The organism is Stenotrophomonas sp. CFBP8980, from assembly GCF_034046095.1.
GTDB classification, from domain to species: Bacteria; Pseudomonadota; Gammaproteobacteria; order Xanthomonadales; family Xanthomonadaceae; genus Stenotrophomonas; species Stenotrophomonas lacuserhaii.
Window position 1 is genome coordinate 215,902 of record NZ_JAXCXF010000003.1, and the last position, 23,648, is coordinate 239,549.

19 protein-coding genes and 1 pseudogene are annotated in these 23,648 nt (G+C 66.8%); 7 read left to right on the top strand and 13 right to left on the bottom strand.

Annotated features, from left to right (window positions below; translation table 11 throughout):
- Window positions 1–59 precede the first annotated feature (59 nt).
- From SOM47_RS09425 to SOM47_RS09435, 3 genes and pseudogenes are all read right to left on the bottom strand, one after another.
- Window positions 60–428: pseudogene (locus tag SOM47_RS09425) on the bottom strand (H-NS family nucleoid-associated regulatory protein); the annotation flags it as partial.
- A 147-nt stretch (window positions 429–575) separates the two neighbouring features.
- Window positions 576–2,267 carry a proline--tRNA ligase gene (locus SOM47_RS09430; RefSeq protein ID WP_320505410.1) on the bottom strand — a complete coding sequence of 564 codons (1,692 nt, stop codon included), beginning with the start codon at window positions 2,265–2,267 and terminating at the stop codon, window positions 576–578.
- Window positions 2,268–2,338: 71 nt separating this feature from the next.
- The gene (locus SOM47_RS09435) at window positions 2,339–2,710 is read right to left on the bottom strand and encodes a DUF4124 domain-containing protein (RefSeq protein WP_042615516.1); all 372 of its coding nucleotides are present in this window, start codon (window positions 2,708–2,710) and stop codon (window positions 2,339–2,341) included.
- Window positions 2,711–2,790: 80 nt separating this feature from the next.
- On the opposite strand from SOM47_RS09435, the gene pssA reads away from it, so the two are divergent.
- Genes pssA through rimI form a run of 3 tightly spaced genes read left to right on the top strand, consistent with a single transcriptional unit; the run spans window position 2,791 to window position 4,546 of the window.
- Window positions 2,791–3,570, top strand: coding sequence for a CDP-diacylglycerol--serine O-phosphatidyltransferase (gene pssA / locus SOM47_RS09440; protein ID WP_042615517.1), 780 nt, complete (start codon window positions 2,791–2,793; stop codon window positions 3,568–3,570).
- Entirely contained in the window at window positions 3,567–4,052 is a 486-nt protein-coding gene (locus SOM47_RS09445) for a hypothetical protein (protein WP_320505411.1), read from the top strand. The genes pssA and SOM47_RS09445 overlap by 4 nt, the downstream gene beginning before the upstream one ends.
- Window positions 4,049–4,546 (top strand): ribosomal protein S18-alanine N-acetyltransferase, encoded by a 498-nt coding sequence (gene rimI / locus SOM47_RS09450; RefSeq protein WP_192084339.1) that lies wholly within the window; start codon window positions 4,049–4,051, stop codon window positions 4,544–4,546. The genes SOM47_RS09445 and rimI overlap by 4 nt, the downstream gene beginning before the upstream one ends.
- A gap of 394 nt (window positions 4,547–4,940) precedes the next feature.
- On the opposite strand, the gene SOM47_RS09455 is transcribed toward rimI, so the two are convergent.
- The 3 genes from SOM47_RS09455 to SOM47_RS09465 form a co-directional block, all read right to left on the bottom strand.
- The gene (locus SOM47_RS09455) at window positions 4,941–7,781 is read right to left on the bottom strand and encodes a valine--tRNA ligase (RefSeq protein WP_320505412.1); all 2,841 of its coding nucleotides are present in this window, start codon (window positions 7,779–7,781) and stop codon (window positions 4,941–4,943) included.
- Between the two features lie 80 nt (window positions 7,782–7,861).
- Window positions 7,862–8,287, bottom strand: coding sequence for a DNA polymerase III subunit chi (locus SOM47_RS09460; RefSeq protein WP_320505413.1), 426 nt, complete (start codon window positions 8,285–8,287; stop codon window positions 7,862–7,864).
- Between the two features lie 87 nt (window positions 8,288–8,374).
- On the bottom strand, window positions 8,375–9,853 hold the full coding sequence (locus tag SOM47_RS09465; RefSeq protein WP_320505414.1) for a leucyl aminopeptidase: 1,479 nt from the start codon (window positions 9,851–9,853) through the stop codon (window positions 8,375–8,377).
- Between the two features lie 103 nt (window positions 9,854–9,956).
- Between SOM47_RS09465 and lptF the strand changes: the two genes are divergently transcribed.
- Both lptF and lptG read left to right on the top strand, forming a co-directional pair.
- Window positions 9,957–11,039: an LPS export ABC transporter permease LptF gene (gene lptF / locus SOM47_RS09470; RefSeq protein ID WP_320505415.1), complete on the top strand. Its 1,083-nt coding sequence runs from the start codon at window positions 9,957–9,959 to the stop codon at window positions 11,037–11,039.
- Window positions 11,036–12,142 (top strand): LPS export ABC transporter permease LptG, encoded by a 1,107-nt coding sequence (lptG, locus tag SOM47_RS09475; protein WP_042615078.1) that lies wholly within the window; start codon window positions 11,036–11,038, stop codon window positions 12,140–12,142. Before lptF ends, lptG begins: the two co-directional genes overlap by 4 nt.
- Window positions 12,143–12,621: 479 nt before the next feature.
- Here the strand turns inward: lptG and SOM47_RS09480 are convergent, their stop codons facing one another.
- Window positions 12,622–13,749 (bottom strand): alpha/beta fold hydrolase, encoded by a 1,128-nt coding sequence (locus SOM47_RS09480; RefSeq protein WP_192084343.1) that lies wholly within the window; start codon window positions 13,747–13,749, stop codon window positions 12,622–12,624.
- 115 nt (window positions 13,750–13,864) lie between these two features.
- A complete protein-coding gene (locus SOM47_RS09485) occupies window positions 13,865–14,362 on the bottom strand; it encodes an RDD family protein (protein ID WP_192084344.1) in 498 nt (165 codons plus the stop codon).
- A gap of 57 nt (window positions 14,363–14,419) precedes the next feature.
- Between SOM47_RS09485 and xerD the strand changes: the two genes are divergently transcribed.
- Window positions 14,420–15,397 (top strand): site-specific tyrosine recombinase XerD, encoded by a 978-nt coding sequence (gene xerD, locus SOM47_RS09490; protein WP_320505416.1) that lies wholly within the window; start codon window positions 14,420–14,422, stop codon window positions 15,395–15,397.
- 4 nt (window positions 15,398–15,401) lie between these two features.
- On the opposite strand, the gene SOM47_RS09495 is transcribed toward xerD, so the two are convergent.
- Window positions 15,402–16,451 carry a hypothetical protein gene (locus SOM47_RS09495; protein WP_320505417.1) on the bottom strand — a complete coding sequence of 350 codons (1,050 nt, stop codon included), beginning with the start codon at window positions 16,449–16,451 and terminating at the stop codon, window positions 15,402–15,404.
- Window positions 16,452–16,607: 156 nt separating this feature from the next.
- On the opposite strand from SOM47_RS09495, the gene SOM47_RS09500 reads away from it, so the two are divergent.
- Entirely contained in the window at window positions 16,608–17,375 is a 768-nt protein-coding gene (locus tag SOM47_RS09500; protein WP_320505418.1) for a thioredoxin fold domain-containing protein, read from the top strand.
- Between the two features lie 462 nt (window positions 17,376–17,837).
- On the opposite strand, the gene SOM47_RS09505 is transcribed toward SOM47_RS09500, so the two are convergent.
- From SOM47_RS09505 to SOM47_RS09520, 4 genes are all read right to left on the bottom strand, one after another.
- Window positions 17,838–19,931, bottom strand: a complete 2,094-nt coding sequence (locus SOM47_RS09505) for a glycosyl hydrolase family 18 protein (RefSeq protein ID WP_320505419.1) — start codon at window positions 19,929–19,931, stop codon at window positions 17,838–17,840.
- Window positions 19,932–20,176: 245 nt separating this feature from the next.
- Window positions 20,177–21,550 (bottom strand): OTU domain-containing protein, encoded by a 1,374-nt coding sequence (locus SOM47_RS09510; protein WP_320505420.1) that lies wholly within the window; start codon window positions 21,548–21,550, stop codon window positions 20,177–20,179.
- 204 nt (window positions 21,551–21,754) lie between these two features.
- A complete protein-coding gene (locus SOM47_RS09515) occupies window positions 21,755–22,468 on the bottom strand; it encodes a hypothetical protein (protein WP_042615336.1) in 714 nt (237 codons plus the stop codon).
- A gap of 85 nt (window positions 22,469–22,553) precedes the next feature.
- Entirely contained in the window at window positions 22,554–23,594 is a 1,041-nt protein-coding gene (locus SOM47_RS09520; RefSeq protein ID WP_320505421.1) for a hypothetical protein, read from the bottom strand.
- Window positions 23,595–23,648 lie beyond the last annotated feature (54 nt).

Below are 23,648 nucleotides of genomic sequence, written 5' to 3' on the forward strand. Positions count from 1 at the left end.
GCATAAAAAAACGCCGGCTTCGCAGCCGGCGTTCTTCAGGATCACGAGGGTTTTCAGGCCTTCTTGATCAGGTAATCCTCCACCTTCTTGCCCTTGCTGGTCAGCTCGGCCAGCCAGCGCGGCTGCTTGCCGCGGCCGGTCCAGGTTTCCTTGGTGTTGGCCGGGTTGCGGTACTTCGGGGCAACCTTGCCCAGCTTGCGGCCGGCGGTCTTGGACGGTGCCTTGGTCGCGGCCTTGCGGGCGCGCGGTGCCGGTGCGCCGCCGAACAGTTCCTCGATGCTGTAGCCCTCGACCTTGGCCAGCTTTTCCAGCTGAGCGCGGACCTTGGTGATCGGGCGACGCTTGGCGACGATGGTCTGCTGCTTCTTGGCGGTGCGGATCAGTGCACCCAGTTCACGGGCCGACAGACCGGTCAGATCAATACTCATGCAGTGCTCCAGACAATATGGAAAGGGTCTGCCAGTCCTTGGCTCGGGCCCAAGAGTAATGTGCATTTACTTCAAGCACAAACAGGAAATAGCACTTTTGCGGTGAACGGCGAAAGAAAAGCCGGGATTAACCCGGCTTTCAATCTTTTACCCCAGCAGTTTGCGCATCAGGCTGTCGCGATCCAGGCTCTCGGCCTCGCTGGCACTGCGTGAGCGATATTCGAAAGTCCCGGCGGCCAGGCCGCGTTCGGAAACCACCACGCGGTGCGGAACGCCGATCAATTCCATGTCGGCGAACATCGCGCCGGGGCGCAGGCCACGATCGTCCAGTGCGGCATCCAGCCCGCCAGCACGCAGTGATTCCAGCAGTTCGGCAGCGGCGGTGGACACGGCAGCGTCACTCTTCGGGTTGATCACGCACACCACCACCTGCCACGGCGCCATCGCGTCGGGCCAGACGATGCCGGCCTCGTCGTGGTTCTGCTCAATGGCGGCGGCGACGATGCGCGAAATACCGACGCCATAGCAGCCCATGCTCAGCACCGCGGCCTTGCCATTCTCATCAAGCACGGTGGCATTGAGTGCCTTCGCATACTGGCGGCCCAGCTGGAAAACGTGGCCCACTTCGATGCCGCGGGCAATCTTCAGTTCGCCGCCGTCGCGGGCGCGGTCACCGGCCTGCACATTGCGGATATCAGCGATTTCCGGTTCCGGCAGGTCACGGCCCCAATTGACGCCGGCCAAGTGGAAACCTGCCTCATTGGCACCGACGACAAAATCGGCAAGTGCGGCCACCTCCGGGTCAGCCACGACACGGATCGCCTTGGCCGGACCCACCGGGCCCAGGAATCCGGGCACGCAGCCGAGGTATTCGCTGATTTCCGCCTCGGTGGCAAACCGGTGGTCGGACAGGCCGGGCACCTTGGCCAGTTTGATCTCGTTGACCTCGTGGTCACCGCGCACCAGCGCCAGCACGAAGGTCTCGCCGGCCATCAGCGCGACCGACTTGACCGTGCGCTGCAGTGCCAGTCCGAGCAGGGCGGCTACCTCTTCGCAGGTCTTCTGGGTCGGGGTTTCAAGCTTGCGCATTGCCTCGGCGGCGGCCGTGCGGGCGGCGGGCTCGGCAGCCACGGCCGCTTCCATGTTCGCCGCATAATCCGAGCCGGTGGAAAACACCAGCGCGTCTTCGCCGGAATCGGCGATGACATGGAATTCCTGCGAGGCGTCGCCGCCGATCGCGCCGGAATCGGCCTGTACCATGCGGAAATCCAAGCCCAGTCGGGTGAAGATCCGACTGTAGGCAGCCTTCATGTTTTCGTATTCGCGGACCAGGTCTTCGTCGTGCAGGTGGAAGGAGTAGGCGTCCTTCATCAGGAACTCGCGCGCGCGCATCACCCCGAAGCGCGGCCGGATCTCGTCGCGGAACTTGGTCTGGATCTGGAAGAAATTGACCGGCAGCTGCTTGTAGCTGGACAGTTCCTGCCGCGCGAAATCAGTCAGCGCTTCTTCGGCAGTGGGGCTGTAGCAGAACTCCTGCTCCTTGCGGTCCTTGATCTTCAGCAGCTGCGGGCCGAATTTTTCCCAGCGCCCGGTGGCTTCCCACAGCTCGCGCGGCTGGATCGTCGGGATCTGCAGTTCGACCGCGCCGGCATTTTCCATTTCCTCGCGGACGATGCGCTCGACCTTGCGCAGCACGCGCAGGCCCAGCGGCGACCAGATATACAGGCCGGAGGCGAGCTTGCGGATCATCCCCGCGCGCAGCATCAGCCGGTGGCTGGTCAGCTCGGCGTCGCTGGGGGTTTCCTTGGTGGTGTGCAGGTGGAACTGGGACAGGCGCATCGTCGGCATCATCTAACGGCGGAAGCCGTTATTCTGCCAGCCCGGCGCCTGTCGTGGGCGGCGGGCGGGTTTCAGGCCTGCGGGCAGTAGGCCTTGGCGGCCGCTTCGGCGAGCGCCCGCTGGTTGGCGCGCTGGGTGTCGTCCAGCGCGGTTTCGGCCGTGCCGTCACCATTGGTGTCCTGCATGACCGGACCGCTGCCATCGAGCAGCGCCAGGTTGGCCCGCGCGGTGACGCACTGCGGGGCAAGCGGGGCGTCGGTCGCCGCCGCTGCCGGCGGATTGCCCGGGTCGCGGGTCTGCTGCCGGGTTTCAAAGGCCTTGCCGGCCGGCGGACTCTCCGAATACTGGGTCACGCCGTTGGCATCCTTCCATTTGTAAACCGGACCGGCGAACGCCGATCCGCTGGCCAGCAGCAGGAAACTCAAGCAGAACAGGGTACGCATGGAGACTCCAGGCCTGACCGGCGGGAAAGCGTGATTGCAGCACCGCAGCCGCCGGCTGGCAAGTCGATTAAACTCGGGGGATGGATCCCATCACACCGCCGCCGCCGCGTTCGCGCACCATTTACCTGCTTCCCAACCTGTTCACCACGGCGGGCCTGTTCGCCGGGTTCTACGCGATCATCGCCGCAGCGAACGGTGATTTCGTGTACGCCAGCATCGCGGTGTTCGTGGCCGCGGTCATGGACGGGTTGGACGGCCGGGTCGCGCGCCTGACCGGCACCAGCAGCGAGTTCGGCGTGCAGTACGACTCGCTCGCCGACCTGGTCAGCTTCGGCATGGCGCCGGCGCTGGTGATGTACCACTGGGCCCTGTCCTCGCTGAAGTACGACGGTGAGCTGCTGGGCCGCGTCGGCTGGGCGGTCGCCTTCCTGTACGCGGCCTGCGCCGCGCTGCGCCTGGCCCGCTTCAATACCCAGGTGGCGGTGGTGGACAAGCGGTGGTTCGTCGGTCTGGCCAGCCCCGCTGCGGCCGGCCTGATGATGTCCTTCGTCTGGGCTTTCGCTGATGGCACCCTCGGCTGGACCGGTGAGCAGCTGCGCTACGTGGCGCTGGGGGTGACCCTGGTGTCGGCCCTGCTGATGGTCAGCCGGATCCGCTTCTGGAGCTTCAAGGGCGGCGGTGCGAAGGGACCGCGTGCCGACCGCGTGCCGTTCCTGGTGTTGGCCTTGCTGCCGATCGGCATCGCGATTGCGGTGATCGACCTGCCACGCGTGTTGCTGGCGGTAGGCGTCATCTATGCGCTGTCCGGGCTGGTCATGTGGGCCATGCAGCGCCTGCGCAAGCGTGCGGACGCGGCGTGAGTGCCGACCTGCCCGTGCTGTGGACACCGGCCCAGCAGGCCTGGCTGCAGGCGATGGGCTACAGCGTGCTGCATGAAGGCGCGTTGGCGGCCGAGCTGGAGGCCGCGGCCGCCATGGCGCAGCTGATGGAGCCGCCGGCGGTTGAACTGAGCGTCGCTCCGGTGGCCTCGCGCCCGGCTGTACCGCGACAGGCGCCGGCGGCCCCGCGCGCGCCGGTTGCACCGCGTCCGGCTGCCGTGGACACGATCGATACCAGCAGCGATATCGCGCCGCGCACGGAAACTGTGCGCCGTCCGTCCGTACGTCTGCCGGACCGCCTGCAGATCGCCTTGCTGCGTGCCTCGGGCTGCAATCCCAATGATCCGGAAACACAGGCCTTGATGGACAGCTGGCCGCTGGACACGCTGCGCGCCGATCCGGCCGCCAAGCGTGCGCTGTGGCCCGTGCTGCGTGCATTGCGCAGGAAAGGGCGCGGCGCATGAGCGCGGTGGCCCGTCCCGTGCAGGCCAGCGTGCGTGCGTTGCGCGAAAGCGACCTCAATGCGGTCATGGTGATCGAGGAACGGGGTTACCCGTATCCGTGGACGCGTGGCATCTTCCTGGACTGCCTGCGTGCGGGTTATCCGGGCCTGGCGATGGAAGAAAACGGCCTGCTGGTCGGCTATGCATTGTTGAGCATCGCCGCCGATGAAGCGCACCTGTTGAACATCTGCGTGGACCCGCTCAACCAGTCACGCGGTCGCGGGCGGCAGTTGCTGCGCGCCATCGTGGGACTGGCGCGTGACCGTGGCGTGCAGCGCGTGTTCCTGGAAGTACGGCCGACCAATACGCCGGCGCTGTCGCTGTACCACAGCGAAGGATTCAACGAGATCGGTCGTCGTCCGCGGTATTACCCCGCCGCCGACGGCCGCGAGGATGCACTGGTGATGGCCATCGAACTAGTGTCCGACGACATCGACAGGATGCCGCCGCTGTAAGCGGGGGCACATGACGGCCAGCGGCCGTCACTACCGTGGCGGCGGTCAGGTAACGCCGAGCCATGCTCGGCGAGCGCAGCGGTTCGTCCTAAGCGCGTGACGACCAACGGTCGTCACCCACCCGACGTGACGGCCAGCGGCCATCATTGCCGTGCCGGTGGTCAGGTAGCGCCGAGCCATGCCCGGCGAGCGCAGGGGTTCGTCCTAAGCGCGTGACGACCAACGGTCGTCACCCACCCGACGTGACGGCCAGCGGCCATCATTACCGTGCCGGTGGTCAGGTAGCGCCGAGCCATGCCCGGCGAGCGCAGCGGTTCGTCCTAAGCGCGTGACGACCAACGGTCGTCACCTACCCGACGTGACGGCCAGCGGTCGTCACGACCCACGCCGCGCGTTACAGCTTGGCGCGCTGTTCCTGCAGGCCGGCCAGCTGGGTGGTCCATTCGACCAGGCGCACGCGTTCCTGCTCGACCACCGCCGCCGGCACCTTGTCGGTGAACTTGGCCAGCTTGGCTTCGCTCTTTTCCTTTTCGCCCTGCACGCGGGCCAGTTCCTTGTCCAGGCGCGCGCGCTCTGCATCCAGGTCCACCAGGCCTTCCAGCGGCACCAGCAGCTTCAGCTCGCCGACGATCGCGGGAGCGGCCGGCGGCGCGATTTCGCCATCGGTCAGCCACTGGATGGTTTCCAGCTTCAGAAGGAACGACAGCGAGGCGGCAAAGCGCTCGATGCGCACCCGGTCCTGCTCCAGCCCGGCCTGCAGGCGCAGCGGTACCAGCCTGGACGGGGCCACGTTGAGCTCGCTGCGCACGCGGCGCACGGCACTGATCACCGCCTTCAGCCACTCCACGTCCGCTTCGGCCTGGGCGTAGTCACCGGCGAACTCTTCGGCGCTGGGGTAGGGACGCAGCGACAGCGAATCGCCGCTGATACCCAGGCGCGGCGCAACCTGCTGCCACAGCTGTTCGGTGATGAACGGCGTCAGCGGATGCAGCAGGCGCAGCAGCGCCTCCAATACGTACAGCACGGTGTGGCGGGTGCTGTCCGCATCGGCCGCATCGGCGCCATTGAGGGCCGGCTTGCTCAGCTCCAGGAACCAGTCGCAGAACTCGTTCCAGGCGAACTCGTACAGGCACTGCGCCAGCAGGTCGAAGCGGTAGGCGGCGAAGTGGCCCTGCGCTTCGGCGGTGGTGGCCGCCAGGCGCGCAAGGATCCAGCGCTCGGCATCGGTACGCGGCTTGGGCGCGCCGTCGAACGCAGCGCCTTCGGTGTTCATCAACGCGAAGCGGCTGGCGTTCCACAGCTTGTTGCAGAAGTTCTTGTAGCCCTCGGCGCGGTTCATGTCGAACTTGATGTCGCGGCCGTGGGTAGCCAGCGCGGCGATGGTGAAGCGCAGCGCATCGGCACCGTGCGCTGCGATGCCGTCCGGGAACTCCTTGCGGGTGGCTTTCTCGATCTTCTCGGCGGCGCGGGGCTGCATCAGCCCACCGGTGCGCTTGGCCACCAGGTCTTCGATGGAAATGCCATCGATGATGTCCAGTGGATCCAGCACGTTGCCCTTGGACTTGGACATCTTCTGGCCCTGCCCGTCGCGGATCAGGCCGGTGAAGTAGACATCCTTGAACGGCAGTTTTCCGGTCAGGTTGTCGGTGGCCATGATCATCCGGGCCACCCAGAAGAAGATGATGTCAAAGCCGGTGACCAGCACTGACGAGGGCAGGTAGCGGTCGAAGCCGCGCTCGGCCATCGCCTGTTCGTTCGGCCAGCCCAGCGTGGAGAACGGCCACAGCTGCGAGGAGAACCACGTCTCCAGCACGTCGCTTTCCTGGGTCAGCGCGACGTCCGCGCCCAGCCCGTTGGCGGCGCGCACTTCGGCTTCGTCGCGGCCGACGTAGCAGGTGCCTGCCTCATCGAACCACGCCGGGATGCGGTGGCCCCACCACAGCTGGCGGCTGATGCACCAATCCTGGATGTTGGTCATCCAGTGGCGGTAGGTGTTGATCCAGTTCGGCGGTACGAAGCCGATCGCACCCGGCTTTCCATCGGTACCTTCCACCAGTTCCAGCCCACGCCGCGCCAGCTCGTCCATCTTCACGAACCACTGGTCGGTCAGGTAGGGCTCGATCACCTGGCCGGTACGGTCGCCGCGCGGCACCTGCAGCTTGTGCGGCCTGGTTTCCACCAGTACCGCCAGGTCTTCCAGTTCGGCCAGCACGGCCTTGCGTGCGTCATAGCGGTCCAGCCCGCGGAAACGCTCCGGTGCGTTGTCATTGATCGCCGCCACCGGGGTGAACAGGTTGATCATCGGCAGGTTGTGGCGCAGGCCGACCTGGTAATCGTTGAAATCATGCGCCGGGGTGACCTTGACCACGCCCGTGCCGAAGGCACGGTCGACGTAGTCATCGGCGATCACCGGCACGCTGCGGCCGGTCAGCGGCAGGGTCACGCTGCGGCCGATCAGGTGCAGGTAGCGCGCGTCTTCCGGATGCACCATGACCGCGGTATCGCCGAGCAGGGTCTCCGGGCGGGTGGTCGCCACGACCAGGTAATCGCGGGTTTCGCGCAGCGTTTCCACGCCGTCGGCATCGCGCTCGACGTGCTCGTAGGTCAGCCCGTCGTCGAGTTTGTAGGCGATCGACCAGAGGAAACCGTCTTCCTCGGCGCTCTCCACTTCCAGGTCGGAAATCGCAGTCTTCAGCACCGGATCCCAGTTGACCAGGCGCTGGCCGCGGTAGATCAGGCCCTGTTCGTGCCAGCGCACGAAGGCTTCGATCACCGCCTGTGAGGGCTGCGGATCCATGGTGAAGGTGCTGCGCGACCAGTCGGCCGACGTGCCCAGGCGGCGCATCTGGCGTTCGATGGTGTCACCGGACTGCTGCTTCCATTCCCACACCTTGCCGATGAAGGCTTCGCGGCCCAGCGTATCGCGGGTCTCGCCATTGCCTTCCAACGCCAGGTTGCGGCCGACCACCATCTCGGTGGCGATGCCCGCGTGATCGGTACCCACCTGCCACAGCGTGTCGTAGCCGCGCATGCGGTGGTAGCGCACCAGCGCATCCATCAGGGTCTGCTGGAAGGCATGGCCCATGTGCAGCGTGCCGGTCACGTTCGGCGGCGGCAGCAGGATGGTGTACGGCTCGCCCTTGCCCGACGGCTTGAAGTGGCCAGCCTTCTCCCAGGCGTCGTAGGTGTCCGTTTCAAAGGACGTCGGGTCGTAGCTGGAGTCGAGTCGGGTCATGCGGGGCAACCAGAAGATGTTCGGGGAAAAATCAGGGCGATCGGTCGGCGCATCAAGGGCAGCGCACATCCGGCGCCCGCTTACATATCGTGCTTGGACAGATCGTAACCAGCGTCCTTGTACTGCCGCCAGCGCTCGCGCAGCGGCTCGCGCGCGTCCGGGTCGGCCGGGACGACCTCCAGTACCCGCTCGCATTCGCCCATCCAGGGCGTATCGCGCAGGTTGATAACCAGAGGGCGCGCCGGTTCCAGTCCACCAGGCACGGCGATCAGCACCATGGCTTCCTCTTCATCCATGTCTTCGCCGGCGATCTGGTGCGGGATGTAGGCCTCCGCATCGAAGGACCACAGCAGCTCGTCCAGCTCTTCGGCCTGGGCCTGGTCACGCGCCAGCACCAGGGTGAACAGCCCGGCATCGTTGGCCTTGCGCGCCAGCTCGCAGACCAGGCGCAGGGGCTCGGTCAGGAAGCGGGGCTTGGCAATCAGGTAGAAATCAGCGCGGGGCATGGCGGGGTCCGGGTTGCAGGCGAAGACCCGGTCGAAACCGGGCCGTGTCATGGCCGGCACGGATGCCGGCCACAGGACGACAGTGGATCAGGCGCGGGCGACCTGGTCCAGCAGCCACTGGCTCAGCAGCCCGACCGGGCGGCCGGTAGCCATGCCGCGCTTGCCTTCGTCGCTGGCCACGCCGGCGATGTCCAGGTGGGCCCAGCGCTGGCCTTCGGTGAAGCGCGCCAGGAAGCAGCCGGCGGTGATCGCACCGGCCCAGCGGCCGCCGATGTTGTAGACGTCGGCAAAGCTGGAATCCAGCATCGGCTGGTATTCATCCCACAACGGCAGGCGCCAGGCGCGGTCGAACACGTGCTCACCGGCAGCCAGCAGTTCGTTGGCCAGGTCGTCGTGCTTGGTCATCAGGCCGGCGGTCTGGTGGCCCAGTGCGACCATGCAGGCGCCGGTCAGGGTCGCCACGTCGACCAGCGCGGCCGGCTCGAAGCGCTGCGCATAGGTCAGTGCGTCGCACAGGATCAGGCGGCCTTCGGCGTCGGTGTTGCCGACTTCGATGGTCTTGCCGGACATCGAGGTGATGACATCCGACGGGCGGTAGGCGTTGCCGTCGATGGCGTTTTCCACCGCCGGCACCACCACCACCAGGTTCAGCGGCAGCTTTGCCTTGACGGTGGCGACGAAGGTGCCGATGACGTTGGCGCCACCGCACATGTCGTACTTCATTTCCTCGATGCCGCCCTGGGTCTTCAGGTTGACGCCGCCGGTATCGAAGGTGATGCCCTTGCCGACCAGCACGTAGGGCTTGGCATCGCCGCCGTTGCTCCACTTCAGCACCACCAGCCGCGGACGGTTGGCCGAACCGCGGGCGACGGCCAGCAGCGAGCCCATGCCCAGCGCTTCCATCTGGGTCTCGTCGAGGATCTCCGCTTCGGCGCCGTCGTGCTCGCCTGCGAACTTCACCGCCACGTCGGCCAGGTAGGCCGGGTTGCAGAAGTTCGGCGGCAGGTTGCCCAGCTCGCGGGCGAACTCCACGCCGCTGGCGATCGCCTGGCCCTGCAGCAGGGCCTGCTCGTCGCTGCCGGCGATGGCCAGCTGCTGCAGGCCGGCCTCTTCGGTCTTCTTCTTGCCGAAGGTGGCGGTGTAGCGGTAGCTGGCGTGGTCGGCGGCGATGATCGCCTGGCGGATCGCCCAGGCCGCGTCGCGGTCCTTCACCGGCAGGTCGACCAGGGTGAACAGCGCGCTGCGGCTGGCGCCGGTCTTCAGCGCGCGCACGGCGTCGCCGATGGCCTTCAGGTACTGCGGCACGCCGAAGCGGGCGGCATCGCCCAGGCCGACCACCAGCACGCGCGGGGCGCTGACGCCCGGCAGGTCGTGCAGCAGGGCCGTGGCCCCAGTCTTGCCGGACACATCACCGCGCTGGGCGAGGGCGGCCAGGCGACCGCCGCTGGCGGCGTCCAGCGCCTGCGCGGCGGGCGACAGGGAGAGATCGGCGAAGGCGCCGACGACCACGCAGTCGACCCCGGCAGAGGTCGGCGACGCTTGGTTCAGGGTGAATTGCAGGGCCATTGATCAGATTCCGTTGGCATATCCGTACAATCGCGGACCGTTTACGTCCAGCCAGTAGACTGGGCGGACCCGCGAACGAACCTGAGAGTTTAAACCACGGCCCATGTTGAAGCTCGACCGCTATCTATTGGGCGATTTCGTCCAGAGTTTCCTGGCCACCCTGATCGTCCTGCTGGTTGTCAGCGTGGGCGGCGTGCTGGTGGATATCCTTGGCAACATCGCCGACGGGCGCCTGCCTGCCCGCCTGTTGTTCTCCCAGCTGGGCCTGCAGTTCATCGTCTACATGCCGCTGATCCTGCCGCTGGCGCTGATGCTGGGCCTGCTGCTGGCAGTGGCACGGCTATACCGCGATTCGGAGATGGCGGTCATCACGGCCATCGGCGTGGGCCCGCGCCGACTGCTCAAGCCCTTGCTGCTGCTGGTGCTGCCGGTGGTCGGGCTGATCGGCGCCTGCTCGCTGTGGCTGGGTCCGTGGGCCGACCGCACCAGCGAGCAGATGATCGACCAGGCCAACCGCAGCGTGCTGATGGCCGGGCTGGAGGCGGGACGCTTCACCAACCTGTCCAACGGCGGGGTGGTCTATCTGTCTTCCATCTCCCCGGATGGCACCGGCCTGGGCCGGGTGTTCATGAACCGCGCCCGCGAGGGCCGCATCGAGGTCGTATCGGCCGCCAGTGGCAAGCTGTTCTTCGAAGGCAAGGACCGCCGCTACCTGCAGCTCAACGATGGTCACCAGATCGAAGGCCCCGCCGACGGCGGCAAGGGCTACCGGCTGGCGACCTTCGCGCGCAACGACGTGGCCATGCCGGACGGCGCGCAGACCCGCCAGTCCAACGATCCCGAACTGTTGCCGACCAGCCAGCTGATCGGCGATGAGCGGCCCGAGGCGAAGGCGCAGCTGCACTCGCGCATCGCCCCGCCGCTGATCGCGCTGGCCTTCGCCCTGCTGACCGTGCCATTGGCGCGCAGCTCGCCACGCCAGCAGCGCTACGGCCGGATGATGCTGGCCTTCCTGGCTTACATGGTGGGCATGAACCTGATGTTCATCGGCACCGGCTGGATTGCCGATGGCAAGGTGCCCAATGGGCTCGGCCTGTGGTGGCTGACGCTGCCGCTGCTGGCGTTGGCGGTCTGGATGTACCTGCGTGACGGCCACCTGTCGCGCCCGAAGAGAGTGACCGCATGATTCCGCGTCCGATGCGTTTCGATTACTACCTGGGCCGGGCGGTGTTCGGCACCGTGCTGCTGACCTGGGCGGTACTGGTGGGACTGGACGTGGTGATGGCGTTCTCCGGCGAGTTCAAGGACGTCGGCAAGAACGGTTACACCCTGGGCCATGCGGCGGCGTGGGTGCTGTATACCGTGCCACGCCGTGCCTATACCTTCTTCCCCACCGCAGCGGTGATCGGCTCGCTGATGGGCCTGGGCCAGCTGGCGGCGACCTCCGAACTGACCGCATTGCGTGCATTGGGCCTGTCACGTCGTCGCCTGAGCCTGTCGGTGGCGGTCGCGCTTTCGCTGCTGACCGGGGCGATGGTGGTGAGCGGAGAAACGATCGCACCGTGGGGTCAGGAACGTGCCGACAACATCCGCATGAGTGCCAAGCGCGGCGGCGACATGGCGGTGGCCCGCTACGCCGGTGTCTGGGCCCGCGAGGGCGATACGTTCCTCAATGCGCAGGGCGGTGAAGAGCAACTGGTGGAGGGCGGCGGCACGCGCCTGGTGCTGCACGACGTGCGCATGTACCGCATCGGCCCGGAAGGCGAGATCGTATCGCTGACCCATGCCGCCACCGCCGAACACGATGCGTCCGGCTGGGTGCTGAAGCAGGTGCGCCGGGACATTTTTGGCGAGCGTTCACTGACGCGTGAGGAAGCGCCGAGCGAGAAATGGGATTCGCAGCTGGATGCGGCGGCGTTGGCGACCGGTATCTCGCGGCCGCGCAACCTGCGCGCGGCTGACCTGCGCACCAGCATCGAATACCGCGAGCGCAATGGGTTGGATGCGCGTGATTACGAGGATGTCTACTGGAGCCGCTGGTTCTATCCGGTGAACGTGCTGGCGTTGTGCCTGGCGGCGGTGCCTTTCGCGTTCGGTTCGCTGCGCAGCGGCGGCATGGGCAAGCGTTTGTTCCTGGGCATTTTGTTCGCGCTGGGTTTCTGGCTGCTGCAGCTGTTCTTCGGGCGGATGGCCGGTGCGTTGAAGTTTGATTACCGGGTGGCGTATGCCTTGCCGCCGATCCTGATGCTGGGTATTTCCGCGATGCTGTTCCGACGCAAGTCGGGTTGAGTGTGTTTGATTGCCGGGCTGCGCCCGGCACCTGCCGAAGCAACGGCAACAGCAACGTCAGAAGCTGCAGGGCTGCTGCGTTGGCGGGACGGGGTGGGTTCGTGGGAATCGCCGCAAGTACGTCCATGTAGGCTCGCCATCCGCATCCATGCGGATGAGCGTTCCCACGAACCCACCCCGCCCCACCTTCGGCAGATCTGCGGGGGCCTTGGTAGCGCCGACCCATGGTCGGCGGAATGTTTCCGCCAAGGGCCCGCTGCGCTCGCCGACCATGGGTCGGCGCTACCGCTTTCTTCTTCTTTATTACGCGGGTGGCGGCGACCGGAACCTGTCAGAGGGGCCGGGCGGGGAGGCTATGCGGGGCCTTGAGCGGCAGGAGCCGCGAAGAGCTACATGGACGTACTTGCGCGTGCCCCGCATAGCCTCCCCGCCCGGCCCCCAACCCAGATGCAGCTCTAGAAACCACCCGCGAGGGGGCATCACCCGTTCGACCCACCCACACCCTGCGAAAGCGCCATGAAATTCGCCTCAAGCGGAAGACGCGGGGCAGGACACAGGCCCTCCGGCGCAGACACATCACGCGACATCCAGTCGTCCACCACGCCGCCCAGCAGATCGATCCGCATCGGCAGGGTGATGTGGTCCTCGCCGCGCATTTCGATGTAGTGCGCACGCGGACTGGCCTGCGCCAGCCGGCGTCCCTGGTCCACGCGGATATGCTGGTCCTGGTCACCGTGAAGCAGCAGCACGCAGGCGTGGCTCGCAGCGACCGCACGGCTGACATCCACCTGGTCCAGGTCCACCCCCAGCCGCCGGTTGGCTGCGGCGATCACCGCGTTCATGTCCTGGTCGGCATACCGCCAACGGGCGTAGGCCGCCACCGCCTGCGCCTGCCAGCCATGCGGCTCGCTGGCCAGCAGGTGAGGGATCATGCTGCGGATCGCATCGCCTGCATTGGCGAAGGATTCCATGGCCACCACGCCCTGTACGTCGCCACCCAGTTTCTCGGCGGTGAACAGCGCGGTCGCCCCGCCGTAAGACACCCCGAACAGATACAGCGGACCCTGTACTTCACCGCGGGCACGCAAGGCACGGATGACGTCGATCACCTCGTCCGATTCCACCGTTCCATAACCCGCCGGGCCACCGCCTGAGTGACCGTGGTTGCGCAGGTCGATGGTGATGACGCGGTAGCCGGACTGCGCCAGCTGCAGTGACCACGGCAGCATCGCATCGCCACTCATCATCCAGCCGTGCAGCAGCACCACCGTGCCGCGCGGCGCACGCGCATGGAACGGCCGCGGTGGCTCCAGCCGCAGGTCCATGTCCACCGGTTCGCCGCCTTCATGGCGAGGGCGCGCATAGCGGTAGCGCAGCCCATAATCGCCCGCATCGAAGGCGCGCCAGAACAGCCGCACGTCCTGCCTGCTGGTGACATAGCCATTGCGGTTCGGCAGGGTGGCGATGGTGGCCGCGATATGCGCCTGGTCGAGCAACGGCGAGGCACCGCCGGGCGATACCAGGCGTTCGCTCAGCGAGGTGGAAGCAGTAGGGGAGCAGGCGGCCAGCCACAGGCACGCGCAGGCCAGCAGCAGGCGCATCATCATCACGGCATCGAACGAATTGGCCGCACAGGCTACGCACCGCCCCGGTGTGCGATCTATCGTGGATCGATGACGGCTTGATGACAGTGCGGCGTTGGTTCAGCTGCCCGGCACGGCCTCATCGCCTGGGTCGGCGGATCATCCGGGTGCCGCTGGCGCGGTCGTGCCAGGTCAGCCGGTCGCGGTCGATCAAGGCCCACCAGAAGCCGAGCCCGCCGCCGCACAGCGAGACGGTTGCAACGGCATAACGCACCCACAGCGAGCTCAGCGACGGCGCCTGCGCATCATCGCCGGTCACCGCGATCCGCCACGGCCGCATGCCCAGCGTCTGGCCGCCGCGGCGCCAGCTCCAGGTGGCATACAGGCCGGTCAGCACCCAGCAACACGCCCATAACGCCCACTGCCACGTGCTGAACGGAGCGATGTTTTCGTGGGTTGTGTGGCCGGTGATGGTGAATGCACCCACGAACAGCGATCCGGCCAGCATCCACAGCGCCAGCGCAGGGAAAAGGTCGTACAGCAGTGCCAGCAGCCGCCAGCCCAGCAGCGCAGCGGGGCGTGCGGAGGCAGCGGCAGGGGCAGCGGCAGCGGCAGGGGCATCATGCGGATCAGCCATGCGGGGAAGCATACGCAATGCTGGTGGGGTGCGCAGCGTGCGGCGTATCCTTCGCCCATGTCCGTCGCTTCCTCGCCTGCCGAACGCCGCCAGCTGATCCAGGCGCTACCCGAACTCGACGCCGCCGATTCGGTGGCGATCACGCGTTTTCTTGATGCGGCCTGGGCCGAACATGGCCTGGCGCGCGCCAGCGTGGACAGCTACCGGCGGGACCTGGAAGGGCTGGCGCGCTGGCGCAGCGGACAGGCCGGCGGCCTTGCCGGCGTCGATCGCGCCGGCCTGTTCGACTACCTGGCCTGGCGTACCCGTCACGGGTGGTCGCCGCGCAGCAACGCGCGCCTGCTGTCGGCCCTGCGCGCGTTCTTTGCCGACAGTGTCCGCCGCGGTGCACGCAGCGATGATCCGACCGCCTTGCTGGATCCGCCGAAACTGCCACGGCTGCTGCCCAAGGCACTGGCCGAAAGCCAGATCGACGCGCTGCTCGCGGCCCCCGACATCGATACGGCGCTGGGCCTGCGCGACCGCGCGATGCTGGAACTGATGTACGCCGCCGGCCTGCGCGTAAGCGAACTGGTAGGCCTGCCGGCAACCGCGGTGAACCTGCGCCAGGGCGTGCTGCGGGTGACCGGCAAGGGAAGCAAGGAACGTCTGGTGCCGCTGGGCGAAGAGTCCCAGCACTGGCTGGAACGCTACCTGCAGGAGGCGCGGCCGCAGCTGGCGGGCAAACGCTGCGTGCCAGCCGATGCCGGCGGCCAGGTCCCGTTGTTCATCGAACCCAGCCTGCGCGCGCCGACCCGCCAGGCATTCTGGCACCTGGTAAAGCGCTATGCCGTGCTGGCCGGGATTGATCCGGTACGGATCAGCCCGCACGGCCTGCGTCACAGCTTCGCCACCCACCTGCTCAACCACGGCGCTGATCTGCGCGCGCTGCAGATGCTGCTCGGCCACAGCTCGCTTTCCACCACCCAGATCTACACGCTGGTGGCACGCGAACATCTGCAGAAGCTGCACGCCAGGCATCATCCGCGCGGCTGATCGGTCAGGCGTCGCTGGAGCCGGAGGATGCGCTGCGCCGGAACGCATGGGCCGCCTTGTCGTTGGCCTTGATAAGGACATCGACCGCTTCACCTTCAAGGCGATGGGCATGGCGTTCGAGCAGCTCACGCGCTTCGGCAATGCCGGGCCGCGAAGCCGACGGGGCGTGATGGCGGATGTACTGAAGGAGTTCGAACGTGCGGCGGCAGCGCTGTTCCGGCAGGGTGGCGTCGGCCGGGCCCGGGGGCAGGGCGTCGTCCACGGCCGCCGCGACGGCCGCGCTGAAGGCTGTGTACGCCGGCGGTGCCGCGCCGGGCCGCCAGAACGCGTCCGTGATCCGATTCCACGACGGCGGAACCTGGACGTCGGAACCGGACGGCGGCGGCGTTTCGCTGCGTAGTTGCAGCGCGTCGACGGTGGCGCGCAGCAGCTGGTGGACGTAGGGCGAGGCCTCGCTTGCGGCGGCATGGCGGTGCGATGCGCCGACGAAGGCGAGGATCTGCCGCATGGCATCACGTTCGAGACGCGCCAGCTGATCCGGTGCACAGCCGACGTCCAGTGCTTCGTGGTGGGCCTGCAGGCGGACCTGCGCGGCCAGTTCATCGACGGTCACCAGGTGCCCGTTCCAGACCGCATCGGCCAGCATGGTGCGTGCCCGGGCGCGCACCGTATCCGGTGCCAGCAGCGTACCCACCTTCTCCCTGGCTGCCCCGTTCGACAGGCAGTAAGCGCGCAGCAACACGCTGCGGAACGCCGTGGCGGTCTGTACCGGCTGGCGTGCGGGCGACACATCCTTGTCTGCTTCCGGCGTCAGCCGGGCATTGAGGATGACCTCATGGCTGGCCAGGCGGGTTGCCTGCCGCTGCAGCTTCTCCAGGCTCAGGTGTCCGCGGCTGAAGCGCTCTGCCAGCTGCTGCTCCTGGTTGTTGATGCCGGTCAGCGCGGCAGTGAAACGCGACGGCGAGTAATGGGTGCGGGCCAGCTCCACCTTGGCGCTGAGCTGACGGAGCATGTTCGCCCGGAACATCAATCCGAGCTGGCTGAGGATCTGCATGGAGGCGCCCCGAGTTGTTTTGCAACGAGCTTGCGGCAGGCCTTTCATCAAAGCTTCCATCAATCGCTCAGGCGATTGCGACACCTCCAGCCCATCGCACGACGCTCAGCCCTGCTGTGCGAGAATCGGCGTTCCTCATGATCCCGCGGGCCCCCGATGTTCCGAGTCCTTACCGCCGCGCTGTTCGGCATGCTCAGCCTCAGCGCGTGTGCGCAGCCGGCGCCGCCCGCCGCAAAAACGCCGGCTGCCCCCGCCGCATCGTCACGCGGTGGTGCCGAACAGAGTGTCCGCGCCGCGTTGACCCAGCTGGATCCCAACTTCAAGCCCGACTACATCGGTGCCGCGCCGTTCCCCGGCTTCCGTGAAGTGGTCGTATCCGGCCAGGTGCTGTACGTGTCCGATGATGGCAAGTACCTGATGCAGTCCCAGCCCTACGACATCCAGGCCAAGGCGCTGGTCAACAGCGAGGGATTGCTGGGTTATCGCCGCGGCCTGCTGGAAAAAGCAAACCACGGTGACCGCATCGTGTTTGCCGCGCCCAATGCCAAGCACACCATCAGCGTATTCACTGATATCGAATGCGGATACTGCCGCAAGCTGCACCAGGATATCGCCGAGCTCAACCGCAACGGCATCACGGTGGAATATCTGGCCTTCCCGCGGATGGGGCTGGGCAGCAAGGATTACACCGACATGATCTCTGTCTGGTGCGCCAGTGATCGTCGCAAGGCCCTGACTGCCGCCAAGCAGGGCAGCCCGGTGCCGGCGAAGAACTGCACCAACCCGGTGGCCATGCAGTACGCATTGGGCCAGCAGCTCGGCGTCAACGGCACGCCGGCGATTTTCGCCGCAGATGGCACCCAGCTGGGTGGCTACCTGCCGCCTGCGCAGCTGAAGGCCGCTCTGGACCGCCGCGCGCGCTGAATCTCGGCCCTCCGTGATGCCGGTCGGCCCGGCGTAGTGGCGGAAACCGCTGCAGTAAATATGCAAGCCGGCGCGGTGAAGCGCGTGCATCGTAGAGATCCACAGGTGGAGATCTCTCATGATGCCGCGCGCTGCTTCTTCCGCTGACCCGGCGCGTCCGCTGGGTCGACCGGCGGTCCCGCCGGCGAGGGTACCCGTCGCCGCCCGCCCGGCCGGCGCGGTGCCCACCGCGATCGCAAACCTGCCACCGCGGCCTGCAACGGCGGGGTCAACCGGCACGCAGGACACCCGCAGTGGCGCCGCCGCCACGGCCATCCGCCGGGTTTCCATCTGCAATGACGAGTCGGCTACCTGGCCGCTGCCACCGGCCAGCGTGTTCCGCCTGCGGCCGCCGAAACCTTTCTGACGCTCCGTAAAGCAGACGACGGCTCCCCGCACTGATCGCGGGAAGCCGTCTTGGTCTTACTTCAGGCCATCACTGATGCTGCGTGAAAGCGTGCCCTGCGCGTCGTCGCCACTGAATTCCCAGAAGAACGCCCCGCCCAGTCCCTGGGCTTTGACATAGGTCATCTTGCGGGTCACGTTGGCGGGGGTGTCATAGCTCCACAGCGTGCTGCCGTTATAGGCCCAGGTGGCGCCAGCGGCCGCGTCGGTATAGGTCGGCCAGCCCAGGTTCTTCAACACCTTCCAGTCTTCGATGCCGGCCTCATAGGTGCCTGGCGCAGCGCCCGAAGCGGTCTGGTACATGCCGTTGTTGCCGCCGCCCACGCCGTTCCAGCCGCGGCCGTAGAAGCCGATGCCGAGGTTCAGCTTCGATGCCGGAACACCGCGTGCGATGAAGGCTTCGATGGCGTCATTGCTGTTGTACTGCAGCTGGTCGCCGGTGGACGGATCAGCGGGAGCATCGAACAGCGCCGAGTGATGGTTGGTCCGCGGATCCCACGCGCCGTGGAAGTCGTAGGTCATCACGTTGATGTAATCCAGGTACGGATGATAGGCCGCTGGATTGGTGACCCGGATCTTGTCGATGCCGGCGCCCACGGCAACCGTCAGCAGCAGACCCGGCCGCACCGCATCCAGCTGGCGGCGGAACTCGGCCAGCAGCGCGGTGAAGTTGGCGTTGTCCTCCGGCGCACCGCAGGCGATGCCGCAGGCGACGGGATATTCCCAGTCGATGTCGATGCCATCGAACACGCCCAGCGCCGCCGCCGTGCCGCCTGCGCCATCGGTGACCGGCAGGTTGCCGCGGATGTACGCGTCGATGCACGAAGCTACGAAGGCCTGGCGGTTTTCCGGGCGTGCGGCGCTGGAGAAACCGCGCGACCAGGTCCAGCCGCCGAGCGAAATCAGCGCCTTCAGGCCGGGATGTTTGGCCTTCAGCTGCTTGAGCTGGTTCCAGTTGCCCCGCAACGGCTGGTCCCAGGTATCGGCGCTGCCACTGACGCTTTCGGCGGCGGAGAACGCCTTGCTGTAGTCCGCGAAGGCATCGCCACCGGCGCCGGTATTGGGGTCCGAAGGCTGGGTGACGCCGACTTCGCAGCGGTTGTTGCGGACGTTGCCGAAGGCATAGTTGATGTGGGTCAGACCCGCCGCCGAGCCGCTGCTGTCGATGTTCTTGACCCGGTAGTTGCGGCCATAGATGCCCCACTGGGTGAAGTAGCCGATGACCCGCTTGCCTGATGTGCCGCCGTCACCGGCCAACGTGGTGGCGCTGACCGTACCGCCCTGGGCGGACGCATTGCCGGCGTTGTCGCGCGCACGGACGCGGTAGCTGTAGGTCGTGGAAGGAGACAGGCCGCCATCGACGTACGTGGCGCTGGAGGGGGAGCCGACCAGGCTGCCGTTGCGGTACACGTCATAGCCGGCCACCCCGCTGCCACCGCTGTTGTCGGTGGAGGCATTCCAGCTCAGCGCGACGCTGGAGGCGGTACGGGTGCCGACCGCCAAGGCGCCGGGCACGCTGGGCGCGGTGGTGTCGCCACTGGCCGCGTTGACGGTGATGGAGATCGTGGCGGTGCTGGCCGTGGCGTTGTTGTTGTCGGTGGCCACCGCGCGCAGGGTGTGGGTACCGGCGCTGGCATTGGCCCAGCTGGCGCTGTACGGCGCACTGGTGTCGATACCGATCGAGCTGCCACCACGGAAGAATTCGACCTTGCTGATGCTGCCATCGGCGTCGCTGGCGTTGGCGCTGACGTTCACCGTGCTGCCGGCGCTGAAGGTGGCGCCATTGGACGGGGAGGTCAGGCTGACCACCGGTGGCTGGTTGCTGCCGCCGCCGTCGCAGGCGCCGAGGTTGGTGTAGTACGGGGCGCCGGCGGGGTGGTCCGGCGGGGCATTCCAGATGTCCTGTTTTGCCTGGTAAAGCACCCCCCCTTTCTGCAGGGTGTCACCGGCGCGGTAGATCTTGGCCTGGTCCCATTGGCCCACCCCTGTGCAGTTGGCGGCCTGCGCCAGCCCAGGCAGGGCGCCACCGATGGCCAGGGCGAGAAGCCACCCGGAGCGATGCGGGAAACAGCGGACGGAACGAGCGGCACTGCGTGCAATCGGGTCATGCATGGGATATCTCCGATCGAATCAGATTGTCGCGCGGGCCACGATGGCGCCGCGCGTGACGCAGGTCCGGGCGCCGCGGACAGGCGGCGGAGGGGGGCGGACAAGACCACCGCGCTACAAAGGCGGGCGGTTGCGACAACGTTGTCATCTTAACCGACCTTAAACCGTGCGCTGGTTCCCCTTTTACGACTCCAGGTGCAATCGCCTACAACACGGCGCGCATTCCGATAGCTCCGCGACCGCGGGGGTCAATCCGCAGATTTGGATGCAGACTTCGATGCAGAAGACGAAGCAGATTTCGACGTCGCCCGTTTTTCGGCGTTCGCTAGCTTCACGGCGGCAAAGTATCCGTCCATGTGCGCTTCGATGCTCTTCACATGGTCCTGCGGCGGTTCATTACTGCGGATCGCTTTCAGCGAAGCTTGCAGCTGCGTTACTACGCGTTGCCGGATGTCCAGATTCATGCGTTCCAGCGCGGTTTCGTCCAGCCCGTGGGAATTTTCCGTAAGCACGCCTTCTATCTGTTCGGTATATTCATTGCGCACTTTCTCGAGTGCCTTGGCGATCAGGCCCTGCACGCGCGTGAGCTCGTGCGCATTGGTGGCTTTATGCGCTTCGAAATCCATTTCGAATGCGGTGACAAGTTCCTGCCGCAGTGAACCGTTGTCGCTAGCCTCCAACATCTCGACCACTTTGTTGAAGAGATCCTTGACCAGCTTTTCGTGCATACGTGCAAGCAAGGGCGGGGGATAGACATCGTCGCGCATGAACCGTCGCATTTCCGCGTTGTAGAAGCCGATCATTGCCGGCATCAACGATGCACTGACCGACCCAGGCACTTTCGACGCGCTCACGCCATCGCTGCCCTCGTAATCCGGGGGCGGGATCAAAACGCCCTTCTCTTCCACACGATCTGCTGTTCGCTTCACCTGGTTGGGGCCTGGGTCGTGCAATGGCCCATCAAACGCGGCGACGGCCTGCAAGGCCTCGGGCTGGCTCCACAGATGCTCGGCGAGGCCCTGGCGCAGCCGCAGGTTCGAGGCTTCGATGTCGTCGTGGCCCAACGCCTTGGAAATGCAGCTGAAGAAGCAGTCACCGTCGGCTGTGACCTCATCGATCACCCTGTCCCGATCGCGCCGCAGCAGGTCGAAGTGACGGCCATGGCGCAGCAGGATGATCTCGTTGTCCTGCACTTCGGGAAGTTCCTGGTCGCCAGGGCGACGGTGGGACAACTCGGGCTGGCCGTGCCGATGGAGATGGATAGCGCCATCGTCAGCGTCTACGATGCGCAGTGCAATGTCCGGGGGCCAGTGGGCGCTGTGAACGATGAGCGGAACCAGGTCGCCGGCGCCTTCGTTCCAGACGCCCGGATGTTGCAGAAGCTCCAGGGTGAGGCCGACGATCAAGCACTGCCGCTCCACCTCGGTGGGTTGCCGCGACCCGTTGCCAACCTGCGTCCCTTCCCGCAGCGTGTTCCGCTGGTCCGTCAGCGCGCTGGTCGATAGGCCCGCCAGGCGGATGTCAAGGTCTCGGACAAGCTGCTCGAACAGCTCCCGGGTGACCGGTGGCTGCTGGGACGCCCGCGCAGCCGGGTTGCCCGAGAGAAGGTCGGCGCTGCCCATGTAGACACCCGCGACACCCGCGCCATGCCCGTGCCCACCCGGGGGCTCGCCGTTGCGGACGCTCGCGACGGAGAACCGGGAAGACCCGTGCGATGTCGCTGGGGACGGAAACGCGATGCGCGGTGCGATGACCGGGCTGGGAACAGGGCAGGGTGCAGGCATGGTGGTCAGGTCCGGGAAAGGAGGGGCGCGGCGTGGCGTGACTCAGGTGCGGCTGTTTCGCGCCTGCGCGATCTCCGCGCGGATACGATTGACCCTGTCAGCGGAATCCTGCATTGCGGACGTCTGGCTTGCGCTTGATGCGAAGTACCCGTCCTGCCACTTCTTGCGGAGTGCGCCGATGTCGTTGAGCACCTCATCGCCGCTGCGCTGCGCTGTACCCTGGCCGCGTGAACACGCAGCCGCCGACCCTGCCGACGACACCACCGAAGCGGCCGAAGGCGTGGGCTGCGTCTTGTTTTCAGCCGTGGTGGCCGCTGCGACCCCGGTCAACATCGAGAAAAACGGCCGCATTTCCGGTGCGCGGCGGCCGACGACAGTGGGCGCACGGGAGCCAGTCTGCAATGCGGGGGATGCGCGATGTACGGAGGGACTGCTTGTTACATCGAGCAACCCATTGCGCAACGGGATTCCGGTAAATGCGCAGAACTTACGGGCGGCGGGGAGAGTCGCGGGCACCGGGACCGTCGGGCCAGCTTTCTCGGCGATCATCCAGGGGCGGGAGCCGGCCTCTGGTCCTGCGGGCGTGTAGCTCCGCGTGAACGCACGGTAGTTGGCCATCCTGGCAGACGAACGCGGCATCGCGTCGGTGTTGTGAATGCGTGAGAGCGACAGGCTTTCGGCTTGCCGTGCGGCACGCGGCAGCTCGGCAGCGATGCGCGGGGCGAAGGATGGGGGGGTGTACTTGACGCAGAACATGGGATTTCCTCGGTGTAGGGCGTGACCCCAGCGTGGTCGCTGAAGCACCCGGTCGCCGCCAGAAATCGCGCAGCCGCCGGCGACCTCAGCGGCACGCGGCACGCAACTCCCGGTGGATGCCATAGGGATGCAGTTCACTGGCCTGCGGCCGGACAGGGTAGAAATGCGGGGGGTGCGGACACTGCGCCGACGGCTTCGGGATGAGTCCACGCAGCAGATCGTCCAATCGCTGTCTATCCGGACACGTCTGATGGAAGGCTGCGATCCGCCGCGCGCAGATGTCGGCATCCGAGGTCTCCCTGTCGTCATCGCTGGAGTCAAGCGACAGGCCGCTGTCGGGTGAGGCGGGCAAGGCGTGGTCCAGGCCGCTCCTGGCTGCTGACGACACGCGATCCCCGCCAACGGCCGCTCGGTCGCGCGCCTGCTTCTGGGCAACCGCCCGCGCCACCGTGCCACGCACAACGCTGGTGCTGGTGCGGCTGGGCCAGGGCTCGCTGCGGTGGCTTGTATTGCGCTCCAACAGCGGCAGACCCTGCAGGCTGAGCAGGCCCAGCGGATGACGCTCCTCACGGCGCACCACGATGGGTTGTTCGCTCAACCCGCTTTCCAGTTCCAGGCTGGGCTCGAAGCGCTTGCGCACGGCCTCGACGATTCTCGGCGGGGCCGACACCTGCGGCCTCTGCCAAGGGCCGCAGCGGGCCAGCGCGAATACCCGCGGCGGCGGCAACGGCAGGGCGCCATACAGCGGCCCGGGCGGTTGAGGTTGAGGTTTCGCTTGCGGTCGCTGCGGCGATGGGGCAGGGCGCACCAGGCTGAGCGGATCCTGCTGGCCCTGCCAGAAGCGCATCGCGTTTTCACGCACGGCGCGAAGCCCCCCCAGGTCTACCTGGTGCGGGGCGATCCGGCCCGGCCCGGAGTTGACGACATGCCGGGGCACAGGGGCGGGGGCAAGCCCGGCCGCGCTGATCTGGCGCAGGCCCTGGCGCAGCAGGGCGGTCGAGGACAGGGGGCCGGGCGTAGTGGACAGAATGGTCGCGGAAGCAGACAGCATGGCAGTGGGCTCGTCGGGCTGGGGGAGGATCACCGTCGCGCGTTGTCCGCGCAGCGGCCTCCAGTTATCGGCCATCGGGGCCCGCCACGCCGCTTCCGGTACACTATCGGGCCCGTTTCCCAACCACGG

What these genes read in the sequence shown, in the direction of transcription:
- lptG (WP_042615078.1), top strand. Translation starts at nt 11,036, where the DNA reads ATGATTCCGCGTCCGATGCGTTTCGATTACTACCTGGGCCGGGCGGTG.
- SOM47_RS09465 (WP_320505414.1), bottom strand. Translation starts at nt 9,853, where the DNA reads ATGGCCCTGCAATTCACCCTGAACCAAGCGTCGCCGACCTCTGCCGGG.
- pssA (WP_042615517.1), top strand. Translation starts at nt 2,791, where the DNA reads ATGGATCCCATCACACCGCCGCCGCCGCGTTCGCGCACCATTTACCTG.
- SOM47_RS09520 (WP_320505421.1), bottom strand. Translation starts at nt 23,594, where the DNA reads ATGGCCGATAACTGGAGGCCGCTGCGCGGACAACGCGCGACGGTGATC.
- SOM47_RS09510 (WP_320505420.1), bottom strand. Translation starts at nt 21,550, where the DNA reads ATGGGCAGCGCCGACCTTCTCTCGGGCAACCCGGCTGCGCGGGCGTCC.
- SOM47_RS09485 (WP_192084344.1), bottom strand. Translation starts at nt 14,362, where the DNA reads ATGGCTGATCCGCATGATGCCCCTGCCGCTGCCGCTGCCCCTGCCGCT.
- rimI (WP_192084339.1), top strand. Translation starts at nt 4,049, where the DNA reads ATGAGCGCGGTGGCCCGTCCCGTGCAGGCCAGCGTGCGTGCGTTGCGC.
- SOM47_RS09505 (WP_320505419.1), bottom strand. Translation starts at nt 19,931, where the DNA reads ATGCATGACCCGATTGCACGCAGTGCCGCTCGTTCCGTCCGCTGTTTC.
- SOM47_RS09515 (WP_042615336.1), bottom strand. Translation starts at nt 22,468, where the DNA reads ATGTTCTGCGTCAAGTACACCCCCCCATCCTTCGCCCCGCGCATCGCT.
- SOM47_RS09455 (WP_320505412.1), bottom strand. Translation starts at nt 7,781, where the DNA reads ATGACCCGACTCGACTCCAGCTACGACCCGACGTCCTTTGAAACGGAC.
- SOM47_RS09430 (WP_320505410.1), bottom strand. Translation starts at nt 2,267, where the DNA reads ATGCGCCTGTCCCAGTTCCACCTGCACACCACCAAGGAAACCCCCAGC.
- SOM47_RS09495 (WP_320505417.1), bottom strand. Translation starts at nt 16,451, where the DNA reads ATGCAGATCCTCAGCCAGCTCGGATTGATGTTCCGGGCGAACATGCTC.
- SOM47_RS09435 (WP_042615516.1), bottom strand. Translation starts at nt 2,710, where the DNA reads ATGCGTACCCTGTTCTGCTTGAGTTTCCTGCTGCTGGCCAGCGGATCG.
- xerD (WP_320505416.1), top strand. Translation starts at nt 14,420, where the DNA reads ATGTCCGTCGCTTCCTCGCCTGCCGAACGCCGCCAGCTGATCCAGGCG.
- SOM47_RS09480 (WP_192084343.1), bottom strand. Translation starts at nt 13,749, where the DNA reads ATGATGATGCGCCTGCTGCTGGCCTGCGCGTGCCTGTGGCTGGCCGCC.
- SOM47_RS09460 (WP_320505413.1), bottom strand. Translation starts at nt 8,287, where the DNA reads ATGCCCCGCGCTGATTTCTACCTGATTGCCAAGCCCCGCTTCCTGACC.
- lptF (WP_320505415.1), top strand. Translation starts at nt 9,957, where the DNA reads ATGTTGAAGCTCGACCGCTATCTATTGGGCGATTTCGTCCAGAGTTTC.
- SOM47_RS09500 (WP_320505418.1), top strand. Translation starts at nt 16,608, where the DNA reads ATGTTCCGAGTCCTTACCGCCGCGCTGTTCGGCATGCTCAGCCTCAGC.